At 70.1% G+C, this 22903-nt stretch carries 16 protein-coding genes and 1 pseudogene; 7 read left to right on the forward strand and 10 right to left on the reverse strand.

Annotated elements, in window-relative coordinates:
* Window positions 1-19: 19 nt before the first annotated feature.
* A complete protein-coding gene (locus ACTWP9_RS09980; RefSeq protein ID WP_443245677.1) occupies window positions 20-763 on the reverse strand; it encodes an MBL fold metallo-hydrolase in 744 nt (247 codons plus the stop codon).
* 132 nt (window positions 764-895) lie between these two features.
* Entirely contained in the window at window positions 896-1504 is a 609-nt protein-coding gene (locus ACTWP9_RS09985; RefSeq protein ID WP_443245678.1) for a hypothetical protein, read from the reverse strand.
* Between the two features lie 239 nt (window positions 1505-1743).
* Between ACTWP9_RS09985 and ACTWP9_RS09990 the strand changes: the two genes are divergently transcribed.
* A complete protein-coding gene (locus ACTWP9_RS09990) occupies window positions 1744-2808 on the forward strand; it encodes a LysR family transcriptional regulator (protein WP_443245679.1) in 1065 nt (354 codons plus the stop codon).
* A gap of 242 nt (window positions 2809-3050) precedes the next feature.
* Here ACTWP9_RS09990 and ACTWP9_RS09995 read toward each other — a convergent pair.
* From ACTWP9_RS09995 to ACTWP9_RS10020, 6 genes and pseudogenes are all read right to left on the reverse strand, one after another.
* Window positions 3051-3686 (reverse strand): annotated as a pseudogene (locus ACTWP9_RS09995) (LutC/YkgG family protein); the annotation flags it as partial.
* Complete coding sequence (locus ACTWP9_RS10000) at window positions 3683-5215, reverse strand: lactate utilization protein B (RefSeq protein ID WP_443245680.1); 1533 nt, start codon at window positions 5213-5215, stop codon at window positions 3683-3685. The pseudogene ACTWP9_RS09995 and the gene ACTWP9_RS10000, both read right to left, overlap by 4 nt.
* Window positions 5216-5327: 112 nt before the next feature.
* Window positions 5328-6080, reverse strand: a complete 753-nt coding sequence (locus tag ACTWP9_RS10005) for a (Fe-S)-binding protein (RefSeq protein ID WP_443245681.1) — start codon at window positions 6078-6080, stop codon at window positions 5328-5330.
* Window positions 6071-7627, reverse strand: a complete 1557-nt coding sequence (locus ACTWP9_RS10010; protein WP_443245682.1) for a rhamnulokinase — start codon at window positions 7625-7627, stop codon at window positions 6071-6073. The genes ACTWP9_RS10005 and ACTWP9_RS10010 overlap by 10 nt, the downstream gene beginning before the upstream one ends.
* Window positions 7615-8808 carry an L-rhamnose isomerase gene (gene rhaI / locus ACTWP9_RS10015; RefSeq protein ID WP_443245683.1) on the reverse strand — a complete coding sequence of 398 codons (1194 nt, stop codon included), beginning with the start codon at window positions 8806-8808 and terminating at the stop codon, window positions 7615-7617. The genes ACTWP9_RS10010 and rhaI overlap by 13 nt, the downstream gene beginning before the upstream one ends.
* A gap of 243 nt (window positions 8809-9051) precedes the next feature.
* Entirely contained in the window at window positions 9052-12297 is a 3246-nt protein-coding gene (locus ACTWP9_RS10020; protein WP_443245684.1) for a family 78 glycoside hydrolase catalytic domain, read from the reverse strand.
* A gap of 248 nt (window positions 12298-12545) precedes the next feature.
* Between ACTWP9_RS10020 and ACTWP9_RS10025 the strand changes: the two genes are divergently transcribed.
* The 5 genes from ACTWP9_RS10025 to ACTWP9_RS10045 all read left to right on the forward strand — a co-directional run bounded on the left by ACTWP9_RS10025 (window position 12546) and on the right by ACTWP9_RS10045 (window position 18615).
* Window positions 12546-14165, forward strand: a complete 1620-nt coding sequence (locus ACTWP9_RS10025; protein WP_443245685.1) for a sugar ABC transporter ATP-binding protein — start codon at window positions 12546-12548, stop codon at window positions 14163-14165.
* Window positions 14162-15199 carry an ABC transporter permease gene (locus tag ACTWP9_RS10030; RefSeq protein WP_443245686.1) on the forward strand — a complete coding sequence of 346 codons (1038 nt, stop codon included), beginning with the start codon at window positions 14162-14164 and terminating at the stop codon, window positions 15197-15199. Before ACTWP9_RS10025 ends, ACTWP9_RS10030 begins: the two co-directional genes overlap by 4 nt.
* A gap of 83 nt (window positions 15200-15282) precedes the next feature.
* Window positions 15283-16251, forward strand: coding sequence for an ABC transporter permease (locus ACTWP9_RS10035; protein WP_443245946.1), 969 nt, complete (start codon window positions 15283-15285; stop codon window positions 16249-16251).
* 95 nt (window positions 16252-16346) lie between these two features.
* The gene (gene rhaS, locus ACTWP9_RS10040; RefSeq protein WP_443245947.1) at window positions 16347-17426 is read left to right on the forward strand and encodes a rhamnose ABC transporter substrate-binding protein; all 1080 of its coding nucleotides are present in this window, start codon (window positions 16347-16349) and stop codon (window positions 17424-17426) included.
* Between the two features lie 169 nt (window positions 17427-17595).
* Window positions 17596-18615: a LacI family DNA-binding transcriptional regulator gene (locus ACTWP9_RS10045; protein ID WP_443245687.1), complete on the forward strand. Its 1020-nt coding sequence runs from the start codon at window positions 17596-17598 to the stop codon at window positions 18613-18615.
* Between the two features lie 25 nt (window positions 18616-18640).
* Here ACTWP9_RS10045 and ACTWP9_RS10050 read toward each other — a convergent pair whose 3' ends face one another.
* Window positions 18641-19738, reverse strand: coding sequence for an NAD(P)-binding domain-containing protein (locus ACTWP9_RS10050; RefSeq protein ID WP_443245688.1), 1098 nt, complete (start codon window positions 19736-19738; stop codon window positions 18641-18643).
* 466 nt (window positions 19739-20204) lie between these two features.
* Here ACTWP9_RS10050 and ACTWP9_RS10055 point away from each other — a divergent pair, with 466 nt between their 5' ends.
* Window positions 20205-20627, forward strand: a complete 423-nt coding sequence (locus tag ACTWP9_RS10055; protein WP_443245689.1) for a YjbQ family protein — start codon at window positions 20205-20207, stop codon at window positions 20625-20627.
* Between the two features lie 680 nt (window positions 20628-21307).
* Here the strand turns inward: ACTWP9_RS10055 and ACTWP9_RS10060 are convergent.
* Window positions 21308-22801, reverse strand: a complete 1494-nt coding sequence (locus ACTWP9_RS10060; RefSeq protein ID WP_443245690.1) for a DUF4246 domain-containing protein — start codon at window positions 22799-22801, stop codon at window positions 21308-21310.
* Window positions 22802-22903 lie beyond the last annotated feature (102 nt).

The raw sequence follows: 22903 nt of genomic DNA on the forward strand, positions 1-22903 counted from the left end.
GCGCCGTGCGGCGACCAAACTAGCTGTACCTTGCAGCAGTCCGCGCGAGTGTTTCACCGCCACCAGTGGCCAGTGGTGCACCGTGCCCGAAACAGACGGTCTCCACCTTCTCCTTCGCGCTCAGCGCGCACAGCCGCCGGAACCCGGCCACGGTGCGCCCTCTGTCCTGGTTGAAGACGCCCGGCGCTGGCCCGTCCTCGATCTGGGCGACCGTGTCGCCGGTGAACAGCGTGCGCTGATCGGGCAGCAACAGCGCGATGCTGCCCTCCGTATGCCCCGGAACGGACAGCACGGTGGCTCCGCCGCCGAAGTCCAGCACGTCGCCCTCGTCCACCTCGCGGTCCACCCGGCAGGGCGGAGCGAGTGACAGCTTCGGAGCGTCCGCTGTGATGCCCAACGGGGCGTGCACCTGATCGAAGAGGGCACGCTCCCACTCCGGTGCGTCGGCCATGTCCGGCGGCGGGGAGGGCGCATCGCCACGGACTACGGGCGCGTCCGCGCGGTGCGCCACCACCTCCGCCCGGTGTCGCTTGGCCAACTCGGCGGCCGAGCCCGCGTGGTCGGGATGGAAGTGGGTGAGCACAATACGGCGCAGCGCCGCCGGCTCGGCCCCGCTGCGCCGGATGGCGTCCTCCACCGCGTCCGCGCTGCCGGGCGGGCCGGTGTCGACGAGTGTGAGAGCGTCACCGTCCCGCCACAGGTACGCCTGCCCGACAGGAAACGGGATCACATGCAGAAGCGGACGCACTGTCTGGGGTTTCATGGCGCGACCGTATGCCGGGCCCCCGGCGTGGCTCCATGGCGTTACGCCGGGGGCTTAGCCGCTGCGCGCTCAGCGAACTCCCGCCTGTGGCGGGGCGGCGGCACCGGCGTTGAGACGTAGGGCGGACAGGCGTCAGCGGCCCTGGAGCGCCTTCTTGTAGCGCCCCACCGGCGGCAGCCAGGCCAGCACGACCGCGACCAGTCCCAGGAGGATGGCGCCGAGGCTTGCCGAGTACAGCCCGGTCGGGGCGGCGTCCCGCAGGACGAGGGCGTGCGGGAAGGCAGCCGACAACAGGACGACGATGGTCAGCAGCACGCGCGCCCATACGGCGCCCTTCCGTGCACCCAGCGCGAGCAGCAGTACAGCGACGGCGAACACCATGGCGACCGTGGCGCGCGCCGACATGGTGCTCTGCCACTCGGTCACGACGCTGTCCCACATGGTGCTCGACAGCTGCTTGATGTCGGCCGAATCCGTTCCCGGGGACAGTCCGACCGCTGTCGGGTCGCTGTCCACCGCTTTGCGGACGTTCTCGTCGGCCAGGTCCTTGCCGCCGATGTACACGACCAGCGCGCTGAGTGCTCCGGAGAGGGCGGACAGCACGGTGACGGCCAGCATGGCGACCACGAGGCCCGGTCTCCCGACCGGCCCGGCTGCCCGGTGGCCGGTGCCCGGATAGCCGGCCGGCATGCCGACGGGGGAGGGCATGCCGCTGTGGGGGGCGGTCTGTGGGTGGTTCACGAACGGAAACTCCTTGCAAAAGTTGCATAGGGGAAGTCGAACAGCTCGACCCTTACATGGAACACCCGGTCGAACCACCGGTTCCGAAAAGGAATGTGAAGAACAGGGCACATGAACTCGTGGACAGCACAGGGAAGTTAGGCTGCTGGACCCTGCCCGCACCTGATCAAGGAGAGTGAACAGCACATATGCCCCTGCCAAGCACGTCCGACTACCCGCCCGGGTTGCTCGATACAACGATGGACCAACTCCGAACCCTGCTCGCCGTTTACGAGGAGGGCACGGCACTGGGCGCTGCCCGGCGGCTCGGCCGGGAACAGTCCAGCATCCAGAAGCAGCTCGACACCATGAATCGCAAACTGGGTGAACACTGCGGAGAGCCGCTGTTGCGCAAGCGCGGCCGTGGCGAGCGTGTGCAGTTCACCCGCACCGGCGAGGAACTCGCCCGATTGGCGCGGGGAACGCTCGACGGCTGGCGCGAAGGGCTGGACACCGCCCGCAGACGGCGCGGCCGTAGCCTGCGCGTCGGCTCGACCCGCTACACACTCGGTTACCTCCTGAACGCGGTCGAGCAGGTCAACGACCGGTTCACCAGGGAAGGGGTGGAGCTGACCATGGCGCACGTCCGGAGCGGAGCGTTGCTGGAGAAGCTCCGCTGCCATGAACTGGACCTGGTGTGCGGCAGCATCCTCGTCTCGGCGTCTGCGGGGGCTGCCGAGACGACGGAAGCGGCCGAGCAGGACGTCCGGCTCACCGGCTACGAGGTCATGGAGTGGCGGCGCGGCGGCTTCTGCCTGGTCACCAACCAGCCGGACAGCGATTTGGCACCGGACAGCAGACAGGGCAGCAGGGCGGTGGGCGTGCGAAGTCTGCCCAGACTGCCGCTTGTGGTGTCCGGCGACGGGCTGATCCCCAGTGTGCTGCGCGGCTGGTTCGGCCCCGAGTACCGCCGCCGGATGCGGATAGCTGCCGAGATCGACTCGGCCCACTACGGCTTCGAACTCCTCAGCTCCCGTGTGCTGTACGGCAGCATGCTCGTCACCCAGGGCATCGGCGAGGCGATAGCCGAAGGAAGGCTCCCCGAGGCGCAGGGGCTGCGCACCCTGCCGCTGGCGGAGGACATGGGAACGAGCCAGCGAGTGCTCGTCGGTGCCTTCCGCCGGAGCGATCCGGAGAGCCTCGACCCCGACCACCCGGTCAGCCTGCTGTGGGAGGAGCTGGCCCGCCAGCACGCCCGGATCCGCGACGAGGAACGGGAGTCGGCGCGGCGCGAGGCCGCACCGCTCGCCGCACCGGTCTGCTGATGCGCCGGGAGGCAGCGAGCCCGACCTCCGGCGCGGCGTTACCGGCGGAGCCCGGCGGTCGGGCTCGCCGGCGGTCGGTCTCCGGCCGCCGACCCGGCCGCCCGGGTCTGCCCGGAGGCCCCGGCCTGCTCGTCTGCCCCGGCCGCCCCGGTCTGCCCAGCCTCCACGGTCTTCTCGTCCGCCCCGGTCCGTCCGGCCGCCGTGTCCTCCGCGGCCGCGTCCGGGTCAGCCCAGCCCTCTGGGGCGACCAGCACCACATCGAGTGTGCGCGGCCCGTGCACGCCCTCCACGCGGTCGAGTTCGATGTCACTGGTGGCGGAGGGGCCCGAGATCCACGTCTGCGGCCGGACCGGATCCAGCCGTTCGAGAGCCTGCGGTACTGAGTCGACGACCTGCTCCGGCACCCGCACCACACAGATGTGGTGATCCGGAACGAGAGTGATGCGGCGCCGCCCCTGGTCCTCGGACGCGTCCAGCACGAGGGTGCCCGTCTCGGCCACGGCGACCGCGCATCCCGTCACCACGCTCCCCACCGCGTCGAGGCCGAGCGGGGTCAGCGCCGCGGAGTCCCGCACCAGCTCGACCCCGTCGGGCAGCCACTCCTCAGGCACTCCGGCAGGTGTCACCACACTGTGCGAGTCCCGCTGCGCCAGCAGCCCCGCGATCGTCTCCGGCAGGACCTCCGGGGTGCTGTGGTGCACGTGCGCCCGGTAGTCCGTCAGATGGGCGGCGAGCAGCCGTGCCGTCTCCTGCGCGGAGCGTCGGCCGTGCACCCGCAGATAATCGCGTACGAGAGGAGTCTGCTCGGGCCGCTCGCTGCGGGGCACATCGGCCAAGGCGCGGCGGACCCGGCCGAGCACGGTCTCGCGGCCGCTCATCGAGTGCCCTCCTGCTGCCCGGTGCCGTCCGTGCTGAGGCTGCTGTTGCTCGCCGGGGCGCCGGCCGAGGGCCCGCGGGTGCGCCGCCACCAGTCGCGGAACGACTCCGCCGGCACTTGCGGCACATCCCGGGTGTCCGTCCATGCGCGGCCCGGCCCCGGAAGCCTGCGCGGCACCAGGCGCCGCGCCCGGGCGGCCAGCCGCTCCCCGGTACGCAGGGCGTGCGGATGGTCGAACGTCCAGGAGGCCGCCCGCATGGCGGCACGCTCGGCCGCGTGTCCCTTGGCGGGCCGCACAGTCGTACGCTGCCCGCGCACCGTCACCGTGCCGCCCTGAACGACACGCTCCCTCAGGTGCACCAGCACCTCGGGAATGTCGATGGCCACGGGACACACCTCGTAGCAGGCACCGCACAGTGACGACGCGTACGGCAAGGAGGCGTCCAGCCCAGTCTCCATGCTGTCGAGTTGCGGAGTGAGGATCGCGCCGATCGGCCCCGGATAAGGCGAACCGTAGGCATGCCCGCCCGCGCGCTCGTAGACCGGGCACACGTTGAGACAGGCCGAGCAGCGGATGCAGCGCAGCGTCTGCCGGCCCACCCGGTCTGCCAGGGTGTCGCTGCGCCCGTTGTCGAGCAGCACCAGATGGAAGTCACGCGGGCCGTCCCCTTCCGTGGTTCCCGTCCAGGTGGAGGTGTACGGGTTCATCCGCTCGGCAGTGGAGGAGCGCGGCAGCAGTTGCAGAAAGACCTCCAGGTCCTGCCAGGTGGGGACGACCTTCTCGATGCCGACCACCGAGATCAGAGTCTCGGGCAGCGTCAGACACATCCGGCCGTTGCCCTCGGACTCGACGACCACCAGGGTGCCGCTCTCGGCGACCATGAAGTTCGCGCCGGAGATCCCCACTTTCGCGTTCAGGAACTTCTCCCGCAGGTGCAACCGCGCGGCCTCCGCCAGTTCGGCGGGACGGTCCGAGAGCCCTTCCGGTGCCGGGCGCCCCCAGCTGCCCATCCGGTCCCGGAAAATATCTCGGATCTCCCCGCGGTTGCGGTGAATGGCCGGAACGAGGATGTGCGAGGGGTGATCATCGCCCAGCTGCACGATCAGCTCCGCCAGATCGGTCTCGTACGCCGAGATCCCGGCGCGCCCCAGCGCCTCGTTGAGACCGATCTCCTGCGTGGCCATCGACTTGACCTTGACGACCTCCCGTTCACCCGTCTCCCGCACGAGCCGCGTGACGATCTCGTTGGCCTCGCGCGCGTCGGCCGCCCAGTGCACGGTGCCGCCCGCCGCGGTGACCGACGCCTCCAACTGCTCCAGATAGTGGTCGAGATGGCGCAGGGTGCGGTCCTTGATCTGTGCCCCTGCTGTCCGCAGTGCGGACCAGTCCGCCAGCTCGGCCACCGCACCGGCCCGCTTGTCCCGGATGGTGTGCGTGGCGTGCCGCAGATTGCCGCGCAGCCGCTCGTCCCTGGTGGAGACCGCGGCGGCTTGCGGGAACGGCGGCATGCCCAAATAAGTGACACTCACAGCACCTCTCCGTTCGCTTCTCCGCCCCCGCGGCAGCCTGCGGCTTTTGTGTCGGGGCGCGGCCCGGCAGCCGCGCATGCTCCCCCAGCTACCGCTGGGCTGTGCCCCCAGCTCACAGCGGTGACTCCGCCGTGCTCGCCAGGATCTCCGCCAGATGTACGGGGCGCACCCGCGAGCCCACCCTGGAGAGCGTGCCGCCGATGTGCAGCAGACAGGAGTTGTCCACCGTGCACACCGACTCCGCGCCGTTCTCCTCGATATGACGAGCCTTGTCGGCGCCCATGGCGGAGGAGACGGCCGCGTTCTTGACGGCGAAAGTGCCGCCGAAGCCGCAGCACTCCTCGGCGCCCTCCAGCTCGCGCAGTTCGAGGCCCTTCACCTGTTCCAGCAGCATGCGCGGCCGGTCGCCCAGGCCGAGCATGCGCAGCCCGTGGCAGGTCGGGTGGTAGGTGACGGTGTGCGGAAAGTAGGCGCCGACATCGGTGACCCCCAGGACGTCGACCAGGAACTCCGTCAGCTCGTAGGTGCGCGGCACCGTCCGCTCGGCCACCGCCGACAGCACTCCGCCCCGCCCCTCGGCTGCCGCCTTCGCGCCGATGCGCGGATAGTTCTCCCGCACCATGGCTGCGCAGGAGCCGGAGGGGACGACGATGTGGTCGTAGCCCTCGAACGCCGCGGCGTAACGGTGCACCAGAGGCTCGGTGGCGTGCCGGTAGCCGGTGTTGAACTGCGGCTGGCCGCAGCACGACTGGGCCTCGGGGAAATCGACCTGCACCCCGAGTCTCTCCAGCAGCGTCACCACGGCCTGCCCCGTACGTGGATAGAGCGCGTCGTTGATGCACGTGACGAAGAGTGCTACGCGCACGATGCCTCCCTTCCGTCCTCGCGCTGCCGGCCCTCCCGGGGCACGTCCGTACGGACGCGCGCTGCGGCCTGTTCCCACGAGGAGTGATCAGCCGTCGGGGCATACTGTCGCAGCCGCACACTGTTGCGCACCAGGTCCCGCAGCGCGGAGAGCGGACCGGTCACCGCTCCGGCCGTACGCGCCTGGACCAGCACGTTCCCGTATGCCGCGGCCTCCACGGGCCCGGCGACGACCGGCAGCCCGCAGGCGTCGGCGGTCAGCTGGCACAGCAGTGCGTTGCGCGCTCCTCCGCCGACGATGTGCACTGTCTCCACCTCCTGCCCGGACAGCCGCCGGGCGTCGAAGACGGCTTCCCGGTGCGCGAGGGCGAGGGAGTCCAGGACGCAGCGTGCGGTCTCGGCAGGGTCGCGCGGCACCGGCTGGCCGCTGCGGCGGCACGCCTCGGCGATCCGCCGGGGCATCTGCCCGGGCTCCAGGAACTCCGCACCACCCGCGTCCACGACCGAGCGCAGCCCAGGCGCCCGGGCTGCCGACTCCAGCAGGGCGTCCAGCTCTTGCGGTGTGCCCTCCGCCTCCCAGGCGCGCAGGCACTCCTGGAGCAGCCACAGCCCCATGATGTTGCGCAGATAGCGCACGGTGCCGTCCACGCCCAGCTCGTTGGTGAAGTTCGCAGCGCGGCTCTCCTCGCTGAGCACCGGGGAAGCAAGCTCGACCCCGGCAAGCGACCATGTGCCGGTGGCGATGTAGGCGAACCTGCCGCCCTGTGCGGGCACTCCCGCGACGGCGGACGCCGTGTCGTGCGCGCCCACTGCCGTGACGGGCACCGGCCCCGTCAGTCCCGTCTCCCCGAGCACGCCGGGCAGCAGCTGCCCGGCCGGATCCCCGGGGGAGCGCAGCGGGGGGAAGAGGCTCGGATCAAGCCCGAGCGCGTCCAGCACCGGCTCCGACCAGCTGCGGGTCCGCGGGTCGATCAGCTGCGTGGTGGAGGCGATGGTCAGCTCGGTGCCGCGCTGCCCGGTCAGCCAGTACGAGATCAGGTCGGGGACGAGCAGCAACTGGTGCGCTGCCTGGAACTGGCGGCTGCCGTGGGCGGCGGCCAGCTGGTACAGCGTGTTGATGGGCATCCGCTGGATACCGGTGTGCGCGTACAGCTCGTCGGCAGGCAGCACTTTCCCGACCTCGGCCGGCATGTCCTGGGTGCGCGCGTCGCGGTAGTGCACGGGATTGCCGAGCAGGGCGCCGTCCGCGTCCAGCAGCCCGTAGTCGACGCCCCAGGAGTCGATGCCGACGGAGGCCGGCTCTTCCGGGCCGTTGCCCGCCGCAGCGCCTGCGGCACGCAGCCCGTCCAGCACGCCCGCGTAGAGCCCCAGTACGTCCCAGTGCAGGGTGCCGAGCACCCGCACCGGCCGGTTGGCGAACCGGTGCACCTCCTCCAGCGCCAGCTTGCCGTCCTGCGCCCGGCCGAGCATGACCCGGCCGCTGGAGGCGCCCAGGTCGACGGCGGCGAACACGCCCCGGGCAGCGGCGGGGTGCCTCACGCCCCCCATCCCGCCTGCCGGCCGCCCAACCGGTGGCGCACGATCGTCTCAGCCCAGCCGGAGGCCGCGTAGGCCGCCACCGGGTCGCGGTCGGCGCCCAGCTCTTCCCGTACGTCGGCCAGCAGCGGCCTCACGTCGGTGTTGTAGGCGTCCATCAGGACGGCGTTGGCACCCAGCACGTCCCCGGACCGCTGCGCCTCGCGAAGCGCTTCCCGGTCCACCAGGAGGGCCTTGGCGGTGGCCTCCTGGACGTTCATCACCGAGCGGATGATGGCGGGGATCTTGGGTTCGATGTTGTGGCACTGGTCGAGCATGAAGGCGATCCCCGGGTCGCTCTCGGCGCTCTCCGGTGTGCCGGGTAGGCCGCCACCCGCGCGCACCTCGTACATGATGCGGAACAGCTGGAAGGGGTCGGCGGCGCCCACCATCAGATCGTCGTCCGCGTAGAAGCGCGAGTTGAAGTCGAACGCGCCCAGCTTCCCCTCGCTCAGCAGGAAGGCGACGATGAACTCGATGTTGGTGCCCGGGGCGTGGTGGCCGGTGTCCACGCAGACCTGCGCCTTGGGGCCGAGCTTGAGGCAGTGCGCGTAGGAGGTGCCCCAGTCGGGCACGTCCGTCGCGTAGAAGGCCGGCTCGAACAGCTTGTACTCCAGCACCAGTCGCTGTTCGGTTCCCAGCCGCTCGTAGACGGCCCACAGCGCCTCCGCCAGCCGCCCCTGACGGGCCCGCAGGTCGTCCTGGCCCGGGTAGTTGAGACCGTCGGAGAACCACAGCTTCAGGTCGCGCGAACCGGTGGCGTCCATGATGTCGACGCACTCCATCAGATGATCCAGTGCCTTGCGCCGTACCGCGGGGTCCGGGTTGGTGACCGAGCCGAGCTTGTACTCGTCCTCCTGGAAGACGTTCGCGTTGATCGCACCCAGTTGCAGCCCGCGCTCGCGGGCGTGGTCGGCGAGTGCGGCGTAGTCGTCCGTGCGGTCCCAGGGGATGTGCAGGGCCACCTGGGGTGCCACCCCGGTGTGCTGGTGCACCCGTGCCGCGTCGTCCAGCTTCTCGTGGACCGTACGCGGGACGCCGGCCTGTGCGAACACCTTGAAGCGCGTACCGGAGTTCCCGTACGCCCATGACGGCGTCTCGATCCGCTGTTCGCTCAGCGCGGATTTCACGAGCGCGAGGTTCTGCTCAGGCATACGGCTCCTTGAGTGGACGCGGCGCTGGATATGTGCCGAAGAGGCGGGCGATGTCACGGAAGAGCGATCTCCGGCGGAGCCGCTCGGAGAGGGCAGCGTGCAGTGAAACGATTCAGAGCATTGGCCGGACCGAAAGTAGACCGCCCCGCCGAGGACGTCAAGGGCTTGCGCGGGCAGGGGAGTTGCGGTGCCTGCCCGCGCCCGGGGCCCTGGGAACGGTGCAGCTGCGGCGCCGGCCGGCAGCTATGCGCGACACACGAAGCGGTACTTCCCCGATCCGGCGAGGAAGACGGCGCAACCGTCCTCGACGCGCTGGAACCTCGCGCCCTCCTGTGTGACCTGCTCCCGCTGCCGTGCAGGCACCCACACTTGAGCGGTGGTGTTCACCGGCACCGTCACATCCAGCGTGAACCTGCCGTCCTCCGCGCGCGTCCAGTGCGTGGCGACGGTGCCGTACAGGGAGTCGAACCGCGCCGAGGCACTGCGCAGACCGCCGCCCGGCCGCGGCCTCACGGTGATGGCGCGGAAGCCCGGCTCCTTGGGTGAGATCCCGGCGATGTTCTCGTACATCCACTGGCCGACGGAACCGTAGGCATAGTGGTTGAAGGAGTTCATCCCCACGTCCTGGAAGCTGCCATCCGGTTTGATCGAGTCCCACCGCTCCCACATCGTCGTGGAGCCCCGGTCGATCTGATAGCCCCAGGAGGGGAACGTCCGCTGCTCCAGCAGCCGGTACGCCACCTCTGTGTGCCCGGCGCCGGAGAGCGCGGGCAGCAGCCGCGGAGTGCCCAGGAAACCGGTGGAGAGATGGCCGCCCCGGGCGTCGATCAGCTCCACCAGCCGGTCGGCTGCCGCACGCCGCAGCGCGGCCGTCGGCAGCAGATCCATGGACAGGGCCAGTACGTACCCGGTCTGGGTGTCTCCCTTGATGTGGCCGTTGCCGTCCACATAGGCGGCGTTGAAGGCGCTGCGGATGCGTTTGGACAGCTCCTCGTACGGTGCCGCGTCCTTGCCCAGCAGTCGTGCTGTACGGGCCACCAGATCGGTGACATCCGCGAAGCAGGCCGTGCCGATGACGTCCTTGGGGGTCTCGTCGTCGACGTTGAGCCAGTCTCCGTAGCCCTCCGCAGGACGCAGCAGTCCTTCACTGTGCGCCTCCAGATAGTCGATCCAGGCACGCATCGCCTGCCAGTTCTCCTCCAGTACGCGCTCATCCCCGTATGCGCGGTGCAGATTCCACGGCACGGTCACCCCGGCATCGCCCCACCCGGCGACACCCTTGCCGACGGTCCCCAAGAACGGGGCCACATCGGGGAAGGCGCCCTTCTCGTTCCCCTCCGCCGGCTGACCGTCGCGCAGGTCCTGCAGCCACTTGGTGAGGAACCGTGCCGCTTCCATCACGTAGGCGGCGGTGGGTGCGAAGACGTTGATGTCACCGGTCCAGCCGAGCCGCTCGTCCCGTGCGGGAGTGTCTGTGGGTACGGACAGGAAGTTGCCGCGCTGGCCCCAGGTGAGGTTGCGGTGCAGCTGGTTGAGCATTTCCGAGTCGCTGGAGAACTCCATCGTGAACGGTGCGGAGGTGTGCATGACGCGCCCCGTGACGGCGTCCTTGCCAGGGGTGCCCGGATAGCCGGAGACCTCGACGTAGCGGAAGCCGTGGAAGGTGAAGCGCGGCTCGTACGTCTCCGTGCGGCCGGTGCCCTTGAGGGTGTAGGTGTCGACCGGGCGCGCGGTACGCAGATTCTCGGTGTAGAGCGTGCCGTCCTGGTCCAGGACCTCGCCGTGGCGCAGGGTGACCCGTTCGCCGGCCTGACCTGCGACCTTCAGCCGGACCGAACCCACCATGTTCCGGCCGAGGTCGAAGAGGTGGACTCCGGGCCGTATCTCCTTGACGTCGACCGGCTCGATCTCCTTCATCACCCGGGTCGGCGCATCGGTCATGGCGACCACCTCCGGGGTCTTCCCCGCCATCGCTCCGGCGGGCTGCCAGGCCGTGTCGTCGAACCCGGGCCGGTCCCAGCCCTTCGCCTCCTTGCGTGCGTCGTACTCCTCGCCCATCAGCAGATCGGCCGTCAGCAGCGGCCCCATGGCGGAGCGCCACGAGCCGTCGCTGGCCACCCGCTCGGTGCGGCCGTCCCGGTAGGTGACCTCCAACAGGGCGAGCAACGCCGGGAGTTCGCCGTACTGCTGCTGCCCGAACCAGGCGACGTGCCCGGCGTACCAGCCGGGCGCCAGGGTGACGGCCAGCGCGTTGTTGCCGTCGCGCACCATGTCGGTCACGTCGTACGCCTGGTAGGCGACACGCTTGCGGTAGTCGGTCCAGCCGGGGGTGAGCTGGTCGCGTCCGACGCGCTCTCCGTTGAAGCGTGCCTCGTACAGGCCGAGCGCGCTCGCGTACAGCCGTGCGCGTGCCACGGGGCCACGGGGCAGCCGGAACGAGCGGCGCAGCAGTGCGGGGCTCTGCTGGGGGCGCACCTTGCCCCATGGATCCGCGCCCCAGTCCGCGATCTTCTGTGCCTGTCGCCAGCCGCTGTCGTCGTACCCCGGGCCGCGCCAGTCGTCGCCCTCTGGTTCATCCGCTGTGGCACGCCATCCGGTGGCACCGGTGGTGAAGCGGGAGGTGCCCGCGTCCGTGGTCACCTCCAGGACGGCGAGCAGCCCCGCCGCGCCGGCCTCGGCGTTGCGCGCGGAGACGGCCAGCACGTTGCGGCCTGCGCGCACCAGCTCGGTGACATCGGCGCGCGCCGGTCGGCTCCAGGACTTCTGTACGCCCACCGCCTCGCGGTCTGTCGCCCGGTTGCCGTTGACCCACGCGGTGAAGCCGTCGTCGGCGGCGAGGACGAGCTCTGCCTTGCCGACCTTTCCCGAGACCTCGAAGGTGCCGCGGAACCAGCGGGTGGCCGCCGGTGCCCGTCCGGTACCGCCTGCCTCCGGGAACCACACCCAGGCGGCGTCCTCGACGGACGGCGGTGCCACCAGCGCGGGGGGCGCGGTGATCCAGTCGGCGTGCCGGTCCGCCTGTGGGCCGAGCCCGGTCTCCCACCAGGTCGGTTCGCTCCACGCGGAAGGCCGGCCGTCCTTGTCCCATACGCGGACCGACCAGTGGTAGCGCGTCCGGGGACGGAGCGCCGGGCCGTCGTAGGGCACCAGCACCGACCGGTCCGACTTCTGCTTGCCGCTGTCCCATACGTCGGGGGAACGCAGCCCGGCGGCGGAGGTGGCGACGCGGATCCGGTAGCCGGTCTGCCGCTGGCCGCGGGTACGGGAGTGGAGGGTCCAGCTCAGCCGGGGGCGAGGAGTGTCCAGCCCGAGGGGCCGGTCGGCGTACTCGATAGTGGTGCTTCCGATGTGCAGCTCCTCGCCTCCCTCGCCGTCGTGCCCGTCGGTGTTCGCGAAAGCGGGCGGGGTCAGCTCGGGCAGCGCTTGCACCGTGCCCGAAACGGCGGCTGTGACGGTGGCTGTGGCGAGGATCTGGCGTCTGCTGATCACGTGCGCCTCCTGGAAGCCGTACTAAAAACGATTCAGTGCCCGGCTTGCGGAACGTAGAGGTGTTCGCCAGAGGCGGTCAATACCCTCGTCAGTGCTGGGGATTCAGCTGCCTCCCACCCCCTTGACCCGGCTGTGAGTTGGGGCTAGCTTCCCGTCCATTGCTCTCGCATCTTGAATCATTTCACTTCCGCCTCACCACAATTGACTCGCCGTCAATTCCTTTGCCATGCCCGCACCGGAGGAGAAGCATGAGCAGTACCGCACCGGCCGGCGCCGACCAGGCGCCGGTTCTCGCGCTGAAGGGGGTGAACAAGTCCTTCGGCAGCGTGCGTGCGCTGCGCAGCGTGCATCTCGAGCTGTACGCCGGGGAGGCGCACGCCCTCGCGGGAGAGAACGGCGCGGGCAAGTCCACGCTGATCAAGATCCTCGCCGGTGTGCACGCCCCCGACAGCGGCACCGTGCTGCTCGACGGTTCCCCTGCCGCCTTCCCCGGTCCCGCCGACGCGCGGGATGCCGGGATCGCGGTCATCTACCAGGAACCGACGCTCTTCGGTGACCTGTCCATCGCCGAGAACATCTTCATGGGCCGTCAGCCCCGTCGCACCCTGGGCCGGATCGACCATGCCGCCGTCCGGGAGGCCACCGCGGCGCTGATGGAGCGGCTCGGCGTCGACCTGCACCCGGACCGGGCCGCACGCGGACTGTCCATCGCCGACCAGCAGATCGTCGAGATCGCCAAAGCGCTCTCCTTCGACGCGCGGGTACTGATCATGGATGAGCCGACAGCGGCGCTCACCGGGAGCGAGACGGCGCGGCTCTTCTCCGTCGTCGAGGCCCTGCGCGCCGAGGGCGCGGCCGTGCTGTTCATCTCCCATCGGCTCGGCGAGATCTTCGAACTGTGCCAGCGCGTCACCACTCTGCGCGACGGCCGGCTCGTCGCCTCCGAACCCCTCGCCGGCCTGACCGAGGACGAGCTCGTCCGCCGGATGGTCGGCCGCGACCTGGGGGAGCTCTATCCCAAGCAGGAGGCCCGCACCGGTGAGGTCGCGCTCACTGTGCACCGGCTCACCCGCGAAGGCGTCTTCCGCGACATCTCCTTCGAGGTGCACAAAGGGGAGATCGTCGCGCTGGCCGGACTGGTGGGCGCGGGGCGCAGCGAGGTCGCCCAGGCGGTCTTCGGCGTCGACCGCCCCGACGCGGGGGAGGTCCGGGTCGCCGGGAAGGTGCTCCGCGCGGGCTCACCCACCGCCGCCATGAGCGCCGGAGTCGCCCTCGTACCGGAGGACCGCAGACAACGCGGGCTGGTCATGGAAGCCTCCATCGAGCGCAACATCGGGCTCACCGGCCTCGGCAGCCTCGGCCGGGGCGGACTCGTCCGCCGTGCCGCCGAGCGGGCCCGCGCCGGGGACTGGGGGCTGAAACTGCGGCTGAAGTACGACCGCCTCTCCGACTCCGTGAGCGTGCTCTCCGGCGGCAACCAGCAGAAGGTCGTCCTCGCCAAGTGGCTGGCCACCGAGCCGGCGGTGCTCATCGTCGACGAACCCACCCGCGGCATCGACGTCGGCACCAAGGCCGAGGTGCACCGCCTGCTGACCTCACTGGCCGCCGAAGGGCTCGCCATCCTGATGATCTCCTCCGACCTGCCCGAAGTCCTCGGCATGGCCGACCGGGTCCTCGTCATGCACGAGGGCCGCCTCGTCACCGAGATATCCCGCGACCGCGCCGACGAGGAGAGCGTGATGGCGGCAGCCACCGGACGCAGCCGACCGGCAGGACCAGAAGACCCGGCAGGAGCAGAAGGCCCGGCAGAAGCGGCAGCACCGCAGACCTCGGGAACGCCGCAAGGGCCGGAAGGAGGCGCCGCGTGAGCACCACCCTGCCGCCCCCCACCGCCACCAGCACCGAGCCGGAGCGCACCGGCCGCTCCACCGCCGAAACCGTGCTGCGGGTCCGCGAGTACAGCATCGGCGGCGCCCTCGTCCTGCTGATCCTCGTCACCTGGCTGGTCAACCCCTCCTTCCTCGACGACCAGGGCATCAAGGATCTGCTGCTCAACTCCGCCATCCTGGTGCTGCTCGCCACCGGACAGTCCGTCGTCGTCCTCACCCGCAACATCGACCTGTCCGTCGGCTCCGTCGTCGGGCTGACCGCGTTCGCCTGCGGCTCGTTCGTCTCCGGTACCGACCACGGGCCGCTGACCCTCGTCCTGCTCGGCATCGCCCTGGGCGCCGCCTGCGGGCTCGTCAGCGGTGCCCTCGTCAGCTTCGGCAGGGTGCCCGCGCTGGTCGTCACTCTCGGCATGCTGTACGTCATCCAGGGCGTCGACCATGCCTGGGCGCACGGGGAACAGATCAACGCGGCCACCGTGCCCGACGACATCCTCACCCTGGGCAGCGGCAGCGTCCTCGGCGTCCCTTACCTGCCGCTCATCTCCGCACTGGTGCTCGCCGCGACGGGCTACTTCCTGCGCACCTACCGCAGCGGCAGGGAGCTGTACGCCATCGGTTCCAACCCGGAGGCCGCCCGCCTGGCGGGCATCCCCATCCGCCGCCGGGTGCTCACCGCGTACGCCTTCTCCGGTGCCGTCGCCGGGTTCGCCGGTGCGCTGTGGCTGGCCCGCTTCGGCACTGTCGTCGCCGACGCGGCCAACGGCTGGGAGCTGACCGTCGTCAGCGCGGTCGTCGTCGGCGGCGTGGCCATCACCGGGGGAGTGGGCACCGTGTGGGGCGCTGCGCTGGGCGCGCTGCTGCTGACCACCATCGGCAGCGCCCTGGTCGTGCTGAAAGTCAGCTCTTTCTGGGAGCAGGCCATCACCGGTGCGCTGCTGCTCGCCGCCATCAGCACCGACCGGGTCGTGCGCAGCCGCAGCACCCGTGCGCTCAGGAAGAGGAGAAGGCAGTGAACGCACCACCAGCCGCGCCGGCGGACACGCCCACGCCGCCTGCCGAGGACCGCCGTGCGACCGGTCGCGGCCCGGGCCGCTTCCTGCGCTGGGACGCGGCTGTCGGTGCCCTGCTGGTCGCCGCCTTCCTGGTGGGCACCGGCACCACGGAGGGCTTCTCCGATACGGCGAACCTGGCGGCGGCCCTCAACGACACCGCGGAGATCGCCCTGCTGGCGCTGCCGATGACCCTGCTGGTGGTCGCGGGCCAGGTCGACCTGTCCGTCGCCTCCATGCTCGGCCTCTCCAGCGCCCTGGCGGGGGCACTGTGGGATGCGGGGTGGACCTTCGAGACGCTGGTGCCGGTCTGTCTGGTGGTCGGGCTGCTCGGCGGACTGCTCAACGGCTGGCTCGTCACCCGGGTCGGACTGCCCTCGCTCGCCGTCACCATCGGCACCCTCACCCTCTACCGAGGGCTGGCCTCCGTGGTGCTGGGCAACAAGGCCGTCGCCGACTTTCCCGAGACCTACGCCCAGTGGGCGAGCAACACCGAGACCGTACCGGGCACCTTCGTGCCGTATCTGCTGGCGCTCTTCGCCGTGCTGGCCGTCGCCGCCGCCGTCGTGCTGCACTGCACCGGTTTCGGCCGTGCTCTGTTCGCCGTCGGCGCGCAGGAGGACGCCGCCTACTTCGCCGGGGTCCGGGTCAAACGCCTCAAGCTGATCCTCTTCGCCGTCAGCGGTTTCGTGGCGTCCTTCGCCGGGATCGTCTACACCCTGCGCTACGGCAGCGCACGCGCCGACAACGGACTGGGCCTGGAACTGACCGTCGTCGCCGCCGTACTGCTGGGCGGTATCGACTTCGACGGCGGCAAGGGAACGCTGGGCGGAGCGGTGGCGGGGGTGCTGCTCATCGGCGTGCTCAACAACCTCCTGACGCTCAACGACGTCTCCCACGAGATCCAAGTGATCGTCACCGGCGTGCTGTTGATCGTCTCGGTGCTCACCCCCAGAGTGATCTCGCTGCTCACCGCCCGCAAACACCGCCGCAAAGCGGTCGGCGAGACCCCCTGACGCAGCGGCAGCGATGGGTGCGCCCCCGGCGGTCACCCACCCGCCTCCGCAGCTCCACCGCAGGTCCCCCCGCACCCTCCCGAAAGGCCATGTCCATGCGACCGCATCACCGCTCCCGCGTCCTCGCCGTCACCGCGGCGGCCTGCGCCCTGAGCGTCACCCTCGCGGGCTGTTCCGGTACGACCAAGAGCGACGCCAAGGACGACGCGAAGGAGAAGGCGCAGAACACCAAGGCCGACCCGGACGCGCCACTGAAGAAGGGTCTCAAGCTCGCCTTCCTGCCCAAGCAGATCAACAACCCCTACATGACCGTCGTCGACAAGGGCGGCATCAAGGCCGCCAAGGAGTTCGACGGCAAGGGCAAAGAGGTGGGCCCCTCCGACGCAAAGGCGTCCTCTCAGGTCAGCTACATCAACACGCTGACCCAGCAGCGCCAGGACGCCATCCTGCTCGCCGCCAACGACCCCAACGCCGTGTGCGGGCCCCTCAAGGCGGCCATGAAGCAGGACGTCAAAATCGTCACCTACGACTCCGACGCGGGCAAGGACTGCCGCCACCTGTTCATCAACCAGGCGGGCTCCGAGGACATCGGCCGGGGCCTGGTCAAGGACATGGCCGAACAGCTCGACTACAAGGGCGACATCGCGATCCTCTCGGCGACCCAGAACGCCACCAACCAGAACACCTGGATCAAGATCATGAAGGACGAGCTGAAGAAGCCGAAGTACAAGGACATGAAGCTCGTCAAGACGGCGTACGGCGACGACGTCGACCAGAAGTCCTTCCAGGAGACCCAGGGACTGCTCAAGGCGTACCCGGACCTGAAGGGCATCATCTCGCCCACCACGGTCGGACTGGCCGCTGCGGCCCGCTACGTCAGTGGCTCCAAGTACAAGGGCAAGGTCACCCTCGGCGGACTGGGCACGCCCAACCAGATGCGCAAGTACATCAAGGACGGAACCATCGAGCAGTTCTCCCTGTGGGACGCCTCCAAGCTCGGCTACCTGGGCGCCTACGCCGCCGCGGCCCTCTCCTCCGGGCAGATCACCGGCAAGGAGGGCGAGAAGTTCAAGGCGGGGAAGCTCGGGGAGTACACGGTCGGCAAGGACGGCGAAGTCGTCCTCGGTCCTCCCACGGTGTTCACCAGCAAGAACATCGACGACTTCGACTTCTGAGAAACTTCCGGCTGCTGAGGAAATCCGGGCCTCTGCGAAACTTGGGCCCGTGCGGCGTCACCCCGAACCGGGACGTCGACTTCGGACGGGGCCGGGCGGGCCGGCAGGGAGGGGCTGGACAGGTGCGGCGGAAGCGGCGCGGGCGATCGGAAGCCACCGGAGCGCACAGGTGAGCCGGACGGTCGGAATCAAGGAGGTCGCCCGCGCGGCCGGGGTCTCCGTCGGCACGGTCTCCAACGTCATCAACCGGCCCGCCATGGTGGCCGAGGAGACCCGCGTGAGGGTGCAGTCCGCCATCGAACGGCTCGGCTATGTGCGCAGCGAGTCCGCCCGCCAGCTGCGCGCCGGGCGCAGCCGCATCATCGCCCTGCTGGTTCTCGACATGGCCAACCCGTTCTTCGTCGACGTCGCCACGGGCGCCGAGCGGGCGGCGCGGGCCGCCGGGCTGGGCGTGATGCTCTGCAACAGCGCGCAGAGCCCCGGCGAAGAGGCCGACTACCTCGCCCTCTTCGCCGAACAGCGCGTCCGCGGCGTCCTGATCACCCCCACGGAGACGACGGGGGACAACCTCACCGCCTTCCAACGGCACGGCATCCCGTTCGTCTCCGTGGACCGCGTGGTGCCCAGCGCGGAAGGGTGTTCGGTCTCCGTCGACGACATCGAGGGCGCCGGGCTCGCCGTGCGCCATCTGCTCGAAAGCGGCCACCGGGACATCGCCTATGTCAGCGGACCGATGCATCTGAGCCAGTGCCGCGACCGGCACACCGGCGCCACCCAGGTCCTGCGCACCTCCGGCACCGGCGCCCAGCTGCGGCACATCGAGGGCGCCCGGATGGACGTGGCGGCCGGCCGCGACGCGGGCGCCCGGCTGCTGGGCATGTCACCGCGCCCCACCGCCGTTTTCTGCGCCAACGACCTGATGGCCCTCGGTGTGCTGCAGGCGCTGTACGGGGCGGGCGTCGCCGTCCCGGAGGAAGTGGCCCTGGTGGGCTACGACGACATCGAGTTCGCCGCTGCGGCGGCCGTCCCCCTCACCTCCGTACGCCAGCCCGCCTACCGCATGGGCCGGGCGGCGGCCGACCTGCTGATCGAGGAGACCGGCGAGGACGCGGACCGCCACGAACACCAGCGCATCGTCCTCCAGCCCGAGCTTGTCGTACGGGCGTCCTCGTTGCCGTCGCGCGGCTGACCACACAGTCCAGCGCCCGGCCGGGTTACGCGGCGGAGGCAGGCACCGCCGCCCGCTCCTCCGCGCCCGACAGCAGTGCCCGCACGTCCCGTGCGGCGGACCGCCCCGCACGGTTGGCGCCGATCGTGCTGGCGGAGGGGCCGTAGCCGACCAAATGGACGCGGGGGTCGCGGACCGCCCGGGTGCCCTCCAGCCGGATGCCGCCGCCCGGCTCACGCAGCCGCAGCGGCGCCAGATGGGCGACGACGGGGCGGAAACCGGTCGCCCACAGCACCGTGTCCGCCGGGGCACGGCTGCCGTCGGCCCACTCGACGCCGTCCTCGGTGAGCCGCGCGAACATCGGGTGCCGCTCCAGCACCCCGCTCTCCCGGGCGCGCCGCACCGCCTCGGTCATCGGCAGCCCGGTCACCGACACCACGCTGCGTGGCGGCAGACCCTCCCGCACCCGCTCCTCGACCAGCGCGACGGCGGCCCGGCCCTCCTCCTCGCCGAACGCACCGGTGCGGAAGAGCGGCGGCCGACGCGTCACCCACAGCGTCTCCCGCGCGACCTCGGCGATCTCCATCAGGTGCTGCACCGCAGACGTCCCGCCCCCGACGACGACCACCCGCTTGTCCATGAAGGTGTCCGCCTCGGGCCCCGGGTACTGCGCCGTGTGCAGCTGCCGGCCTCGGAAGACCTCCTGTCCCGGCACCCGGGGCCAGAACGGCCGGTCCCAGGTGCCGGTGGCGTTGATCACGGCCTGTGCCGCCCAGTCACCCTCCGAGGTCCGCACCAGCAGCCGTCCGCCCCAGCTCGCGTCCCGCACCTCGCGCACCTCCACGGGCCGCCGTACCCGCAGCCCGAAAGCGCGCTCATAGGCGGCGAAGTACTCCCCGATCACCGCGGACGACGGACGCTCCGGATCCGCGCCGGTCAGCTCCATGCCGGGGAGCGCATGCATACCGTGCACCCGGCCGTAGGTCAGCGTCGGCCACCGGAACTGCCACGCACCGCCCGGCGCGGGCGAATGATCCAGGACGACGAAGTCCACACCGGGCTCCAACCCCGTGCGCCGCAGGTGATACGCGCTGGAGAGCCCCGCCTGACCTGCACCGACGACCACGACCGCCACGTTGTTCATGCCTCTGCGAACGCTCCGGAGCCCCGAAACCTTCCCGCGGGTCCCGGTCGGCGGACTACGTGCCCAACTCCCCATGATTCTTGCGGGGTTGTCCTGCGGCCATGCCGTACGGCCTCGTATGCTGAGCGCGGCTCATCTCGGGAAGAGGGGGGCGCCCCTTCACACCGGTGCAGGGACGCGGCCCCGGAGATGAGGTGCGAAGTGGTAGAAGCGTCACAAACCTCCCGACAGCACAAGGGGAGGGGAGACGGGGTCGGCAGCCGGCTCGCGGTCGCGCTGGGGGCACGCGCCCTCTGGGCACTGCTCGAGAGACTGTTCGGCCATCACTTCCATGGGTGATCGATAGTCACCCCCTGGGCCCGGGAGGTTCCCCCCGTACTTCTTGGGCCCACTTCCCGAAACCCTCAGCCCCTTGGCCGCGCTCGGCATCGGCCGCTTCGGGGACCTTCTTTGAGAAGATCGACCCATGGCTGAGCGCTTCACGACACTGGAGATCGACGTCAGGACCGGCTCACAGGAGACGGTCCATGACCTGACCGGTGACTGCGAGTCTTTCCTACGGGACGTCGCTGAGGGCCGGGACGGGCTGCTGAACGTCTTCGCGCCGCACGCCACCATGGGCGTGGCACTCCTGGAGACCGGCGCCGGTAGCGATGACGACCTGCTGTCCGCTCTCCGCGACCTCCTCCCCGCGGACGACCGCTGGCGGCACAAGCACGGCAGCCCCGGCCACGGCCGCGACCACGTCCTCCCCGCCCTCGTACCCCCGCACGCCACGCTGCCCGTCGTCGGCGGAGAACTGGCGCTGGGCACCTGGCAGTCGGTCTGCCTGGTGGACACCAATCGGGACAACCCCGACCGTCGGGTTCGGTTGAGCTTCCTCGGGTAGCGCGTCAGCTCGCTTGGAATGGCCCTACACGGAGCCGAGTCGGTCCGCAGTTGGTCTCCCTGTACGACGTGAGTGGCGGTTCGCCCTCTCCAAAGATCATGCAGATGACCGAGAGGACTTGGATGGTGCCAGGCGTGCGGTCCGTGTCATCGAGGACACTGCACGCAAGGAGACGGCCGACGCCACAGGGGCATGGACCCCGAAGTTCTCCGCACCCACGCCTGCTGAGGCGGTCGGCCTCGCTCAAGTCGAAGTCACCGCCGCCGACACTGCCACGGCGGCCCCTGTAGCGATTGGCTCCGCAGAGCTGCGGCCGAACTGCGGCCTCTCGAAGGCCGCGCCGCGTGCCCGGCGGGCCTGGCATCGTCTCCACGATCCTTGAGCCCTACCAAAGCACCCACGCATGACCGCCCTACGCCGGCTGCGGCGCCCGACCTTCAGGCGCCGCACACCAAGCGACGGTGAATAGGCAGTAGACGCAGCCCACCGTGAACTGACGCGTCTGGGAACGCCGCGACGACATCCACCAAGTCTTCCTCTGCCTCGACCCTGCCCGATCACCCATCGCCACGTCCAAGCCCTTGTTAGAACCTCCAAGTGCTGGGGCCCGTGCGGATGCGCTGCACGGACCCCAGCTGCGTTGCCGAGTAAGGCGTGCGGTGTGAGCAGTGGGGCGTGGCTCAGTGCTCGCAGAGGGAGAACTCTCGCTCGAAGAGCTGCTCGTTCTGTTCGTCGACGAAGAACTTGCGTTCATGCATGAGCTGCTCGCGGTAGCCCTTGGCCTGCTCCAGTGTCATGGTCGAGGTGTCGGACCATGGCTGCTGCGGCGGTATGTCGGAGGTCGAGACGATCTGCTTCGACGGGTCGACCAGGAAGAACGCAAGGATTTTGCGGTGTCCCGGCCGGGTGGGGTCGGCGAGGCGGAACGGGCCGACGCGGTGTTGCAGGATGTTCGGGAACGCCAGGCAGCGGCCCGCCGGCGTCGATGCCGAACCAAGGACCTGGTTCAGCGGGTCCTCGTCGTCCAGGCCGTAGACGTCACTCATGCCGGTGTCATCGTTCTGCTCGTATGACGGGTCGTCGATCGCGGCCCGGAAGCTCAGCCGGCTTTCGGTGATGTTCTCGCTGTCCCAGTAGTAGATGGCGGTCGAGACGATCCGCTCGTTCATCATCCCCTCGACATGCCAGGAGCCGCCGGCGTATTCGGGCTTGCCCGGGGTGAGTTGAATGGTGGCGAGCTTCGCTATGACCTGGAGGCGCCGGCCGCGCAGGTCGACCCGAGCGGTGTCGTCGGGTGCCGTAGGAGCGCTGAACTCCGGGGCGTCCGGGACGACCGGGCGGCGGTTGGCCCACCAGTCGTCCATGGCTTCCTCATAGGTGGCGTACGCGTCTGCGTCGTCGTTGTCGGGCGCGACCGGCTCGCTGTCGTCGTACCAGGAGTACGGATCCGCCTCGATCCGCAGGGGCCGCGGGTGGCGCAGATCAGTGAGTACGTTCTCAAAGAGCGGGAGCATGCGGCCGAACAAATCCGGTAGTACGTCGGCGAGTTCGCGGTGCTCCACGGGGTGGACGTTGTTGACGTAGGAGAGGAAGGAAACGTTGCCGTCGTCACCGACCTTGACGTCCGTGGGCAGCCACTGGAACTTCTCCGAGAATTGGTACTTCGTCCAGTCGTTCCTCGCCGGGCTCTTCCATGCCCGCTCGGGTCCGCCGCTCACCTCACGTACGTTGCAGAACAGCGAGGGGTGAACCAGATCCAGTACCTGGCCGTCGGATCCCGGATGCCAGTCCTGCTCCGCTTCGGGGACCTCTTCCAGGACCCGAACCGCCTCACGCAGCCGGGACCTGAGCTCGTCGTCGACCAGCGCGTCCGACTGCCACACGCCGTCGACGGCGGACACCTCGATGCCCGTACGCCCGTCCCGCAGCTCGGCGTAGTGCGCCAGTTCGGCGAGCACATAACGAATCTGCGCCTCGGTCATGCCCTGGTCGGCCGCTTCCTGCCTCCACCTGGCGACGATTTCGGAGTCCTTCATCTTGGCGAACCAGTCCGGCTTCGACCGTATGTGGGCGCTGCACTGGATCATCTCCAGTTCCCGCCGGGTTCTGGGCGGCGCCATCGACATCGAGTGGAAAGCGGCGAAGGGCAGTGGGAACGCGGCCAGGTCAGTCAACTCTCTAGGTCCTTCCAGGTGGTGCGTGGTGGCGGGAAGGCTACTTCAGGGGACTGACACACCCCCGCGCCGTCGCATGCCGAGAGAGCACAGGACCGCGGC

Origin of the sequence: Streptomyces sp. 3N207, from assembly GCF_052246355.1 — a bacterium.
In the GTDB taxonomy this organism is placed as follows: Bacteria; Actinomycetota; Actinomycetes; order Streptomycetales; family Streptomycetaceae; genus Streptomyces.

Bases quoted from the DNA above. Each gene is read 5' to 3' on its own strand.
- ACTWP9_RS10050 (WP_443245688.1), bottom strand. From the start codon at position 19,738: ATGAACAACGTGGCGGTCGTGGTCGTCGGTGCAGGTCAGGCGGGGCTC.
- ACTWP9_RS10010 (WP_443245682.1), bottom strand. From the start codon at position 7,627: ATGGGGGGCGTGAGGCACCCCGCCGCTGCCCGGGGCGTGTTCGCCGCC.
- rhaI (WP_443245683.1), bottom strand. From the start codon at position 8,808: ATGCCTGAGCAGAACCTCGCGCTCGTGAAATCCGCGCTGAGCGAACAG.
- ACTWP9_RS10055 (WP_443245689.1), top strand. From the start codon at position 20,205: ATGGCTGAGCGCTTCACGACACTGGAGATCGACGTCAGGACCGGCTCA.
- ACTWP9_RS09990 (WP_443245679.1), top strand. From the start codon at position 1,744: ATGGACCAACTCCGAACCCTGCTCGCCGTTTACGAGGAGGGCACGGCA.
- ACTWP9_RS10025 (WP_443245685.1), top strand. From the start codon at position 12,546: ATGAGCAGTACCGCACCGGCCGGCGCCGACCAGGCGCCGGTTCTCGCG.
- ACTWP9_RS09980 (WP_443245677.1), bottom strand. From the start codon at position 763: ATGAAACCCCAGACAGTGCGTCCGCTTCTGCATGTGATCCCGTTTCCT.
- rhaS (WP_443245947.1), top strand. From the start codon at position 16,347: ATGCGACCGCATCACCGCTCCCGCGTCCTCGCCGTCACCGCGGCGGCC.